Consider the following 3,112-nt stretch of genomic DNA (forward strand, 5'->3'; position numbering starts at 1 on the left):
CCCTCAAAACCACACATTGTTATATATCTATCATCCGTTCTTACTCTTACCTAAACCAACCTGGTTAAGCCCTCGACCTATTAGTGACAGTCAGCTACACATGTTGCCATGCTTCCACCTCTGCCCTATCTACCTCGTCGTCTTCAAGGGGTCTTACTCTTGCGATGGGATATCTCATCTTGAGGGGGGCTTCACGCTTAGATGCCTTCAGCGTTTATCCCGTCCCGACTTAGCTACTCTGCCATGGTGTTGATCACCAACAGATACACCAGAGGTCAGTCCATCCCGGTCCTCTCGTACTAAGGACAGCTCCTCTCAAATATCCTACGCCCACGCCGGATAGGGACCGAACTGTCTCACGACGTTCTGAACCCAGCTCGCGTACCGCTTTAATGGGCGAACAGCCCAACCCTTGGGACCTACTACAGCCCCAGGATGCGATGAGCCGACATCGAGGTGCCAAACCACTCCGTCGATGTGAACTCTTGGGAGTGATAAGCCTGTTATCCCCAGGGTAGCTTTTATCCGTTGAGCGATGGCAATCCCACTTTATACCACCGGATCACTAAGTCCTAGTTTCCTACCTGCTCGACCCGTCGGTCTCGCAGTCAAGCTCCCTTATGCCTTTGCACTCTGCGAATGGTTTCCGTCCATTCTGAGGGAACCTTTGAGCGCCTCCGATACACTTTCGGAGGCGACCGCCCCAGTCAAACTCCCCGCCTGACATTGTCCCCCAGCCAGGTAATGGCTGCAGGTTAGAAACCCAATATCGCAAGGGTGGTATCCCAACATCGGCTCCTCAAAGACTGGCGTCCTTGATTCATAGCCTCCCACCTATCCTGTACATGCGACACCGAATCCCAGTATCAAACTGGAGTAAAGCTCCATGGGGTCTTTCCGTCCTGGCGCAGGTAACCAGCATCTTCACTGGTATTTCAATTTCACCGGGTGCATTGTTGAGACAGCGCTCAAATCATTACGCCTTTCGTGCGGGTCGGAACTTACCCGACAAGGAATTTCGCTACCTTAGGACCGTTATAGTTACGGCCGCCGTTTACTGGGGCTTAAATTCAGAGCTTCGCGTTACCGCTAACCCCTCCTCGTAACCTTCCAGCACCGGGCAGGCGTCAGCCCATATACCTCACCTTTCGGTTTTGCATAGACCTGTGTTTTTGCTAAACAGTTGCTTGAGCCTATTCTCTGCGGCCTGATTTCTCAGGCACCCCTTATCCCGAAGTTACGGGGTCATTTTGCCGAGTTCCTTAACAATGCTTCTCCCGCCGGCCTTAGGATTCTCTCCTCATCCACCTGTGTCGGTTTACGGTACGGGCACATATTACACAATAGCGGCTTTTCTTGACAGCCCCTACAGAGACTTCCCTACTTATGTTCGGTACGCGTCACACCTTCCTGTTGTTAAGCGGATTTGCCAACTTAACCAGTCCAATGCTTGCCCCGGTCTTTTCATTCCCGGGTTCTCTCTCGGTTCTGTGTCCCCACAGTTCTGATAATATGCGGTACAGGAATTTCAACCTGTTGTCCATCGACTACGTCTTTCGACCTCGCCTTAGGCCCCGACTTACCCAGAGCAGATCAGCTTTACTCTGGAAACCTTAGATATTCGGCCTGGAAGATTCTCACTTCCATCTCGCTACTCATTCCGGCATTCTCTCTTCTTAACACTCCACATCTCCTTACGGTAATGCTTCAGCGCGGTAAGAATGCTCCTCTACCAATGTACATAAATGTACATTCCACAGCTTCGGTGTCGTGTTTTAGCCCCGGACATTTTCGGCGCAAGACCTCTCGACTAGTGAGCTATTACGCACTCTTTGAATGTGTGGCTGCTTCTAAGCCAACATCCTAGTTGTCTCTGAAATCTCACATCCTTTTCCACTTAACACGCACTTTGGGACCTTAGCTGGTGGTCTGGGCTCTTTCCCTTTTGACTGCCCAACTTATCTCGTGCAGTCTGACTCCCGTACATCATCTGACCGGCATTCGGAGTTTGATATTCTTTGGTAAGCTTTGACGCCCCCTAGGAAATTCAGTGCTCTACCTCCGGCAGACTAATACGAGGCTAGCCCTAAAGCTATTTCGAGGAGAACCAGCTATCTCCGGGTTCGATTGGAATTTCTCCCCTACCCACACCTCATCGCCACCCTTTTCAACGGATGTGCGTTCGGTCCTCCACCGCCTTTTACGGCAGCTTCAACCTGGACATGGGTAGATCACCCGGTTTCGGGTCTACCTTTACTGACTTAGTCGCCCTATTAAGACTTGGTTTCCCTTCGGCTCCACACATTAAGTGCTTAACCTTGCCAGTAACGGTAACTCGCCGGACCGTTCTACAAAAAGTACGCAGTTCCACTTTAAACGTGGTTCCACAGCTTGTAAACACAAGGTTTCAGGTTCTCTTTCACTCCCCTCCCGGGGTCCTTTTCACCTTTCCTTCACAGTACTATGCGCTATCGGTCACTAAGTAGTATTTAGCCTTGGGGGGTGGTCCCCCCGAATTCCCACAAGGTTTCTCGTGTCTCGTGGTACTTTGGATCCTGCTCGCTAACTATTGTTTTCCCATACAAGGCTTTCACTTTCTATGGCCGGTCTTTCCAGGACCGTTCTGGTAACAAATCGTCTCACTTGATTGCAGTCCATAACCCCGTCATGCACGCACGACGGTTTAGGCTCTTTCCATTTCGCTCGCCGCTACTTTGGAAATCGAGTTTTCTTTCTTTTCCTCCGGGTACTTAGATGTTTCAGTTCCCCGGGTTCCCGACGTATGGCTATGTATTCACCATACGACAACTGAGGTTTGCTCAGCTGGGTTTCCCCATTCAGATATCTCCGGATCAAAGGATATTTGCTCCTCCCCGAAGCTTTTCGCAGCTTATCACGTCTTTCATCGGCTCTTAGTGCCAAGGCATCCACCTTGTGCTCTTTATAGCTTAACCAATTCGACTTTTGCCTGCGGGTGCGGGCTACTCATCTAAGATACATAGCGTTGTATCTCTGGTCTTAGGTTTGTTCGTTTACCGTACGTTACGGTATTTGAACGAGTTTGTTTGTTTGGTTACATCGTTAGATGTAACACCTCGGATGTCTTGATATT

Annotated in this window: 1 rRNA gene; it reads right to left on the minus strand. The window is 50.2% G+C overall.

What is annotated here, in order from left to right:
• Positions 1–60: 60 nt before the first annotated feature.
• A 23S ribosomal RNA gene (locus BET01_RS13935) occupies positions 61–2,954 on the minus strand.
• Positions 2,955–3,112 lie beyond the last annotated feature (158 nt).

The organism is Lacrimispora algidixylanolytica (genome assembly GCF_003609635.1).
In the GTDB taxonomy this organism is placed as follows: domain Bacteria; phylum Bacillota; class Clostridia; order Lachnospirales; family Lachnospiraceae; genus Lacrimispora; species Lacrimispora algidixylanolytica.